This window comes from Pseudomonas sp. EA_65y_Pfl1_P113 (genome assembly GCF_963970525.1).
GTDB lineage: Bacteria > Pseudomonadota > Gammaproteobacteria > Pseudomonadales > Pseudomonadaceae > Aquipseudomonas > Aquipseudomonas tritici.
Window position 1 is genome coordinate 1 of sequence record NZ_CAXAQM010000171.1, and the last position, 698, is coordinate 698.

Genomic DNA, 698 nt, shown 5'->3' on the forward strand with positions numbered 1-698 from the left:
CCAACCTTCCCGCCGACCCGTGGGACCTGAAACGCGCGATCGACGGCGTGTCGGAACTGCACAGCGAATATAAGAACGATCGCAGCGTGCGGCATTTGCTCGATCTGGCGATGAAGCTCGAAGGCCTGCCGCGCCACAGCTCGACCCACGCCGCGGGCGTGGTGATCGGCGACCGTCCGCTTGCCGATCTCGTGCCGCTCTACCGCGATCCGCGTTCGGACATGCCCGTCACCCAGTTCGACATGAAATATGTCGAGGGTGCGGGCCTCGTGAAGTTCGACTTTCTCGGTCTTAAGACGCTGTCGGTGCTCAAAAAGGCGATCGACCTGTTGGCCGCGCGCGGCGTGGTGGTCGATCTCGACGCGCTCGAATGGGATGACGAGGGCGTCTACAAATTGCTGCAAAAGGGCGACACGGTCGGCGTGTTCCAGCTCGAATCCGAAGGCATGCGGCGCACGCTTTCCGCCGTTCGCCCGTCCAATTTCGGCGACATCATCGCGCTCGTCTCGCTCTACCGTCCGGGCCCGATGGACAACATCCCGATGTTCGGCCGTCGCAAGAATGGGCAGGAAGAGATCGCCTATCCGCACCCGCTGCTCGAAGGCATCTTGTCAGAAACCTACGGCATTTTCGTTTATCAGGAACAGGTGATGAAGGCGGCGCAGATCCTGGCCGGCTATTCGCTCGGACAAGCCGAT

1 pseudogene is annotated in these 698 nt (G+C 61.6%); it reads left to right on the forward strand.

Going from position 1 to position 698, the window contains the following annotated elements:
- A pseudogene (locus AACY52_RS28960) lies at nucleotides 1–698 on the forward strand (DNA polymerase III subunit alpha); the annotation flags it as partial.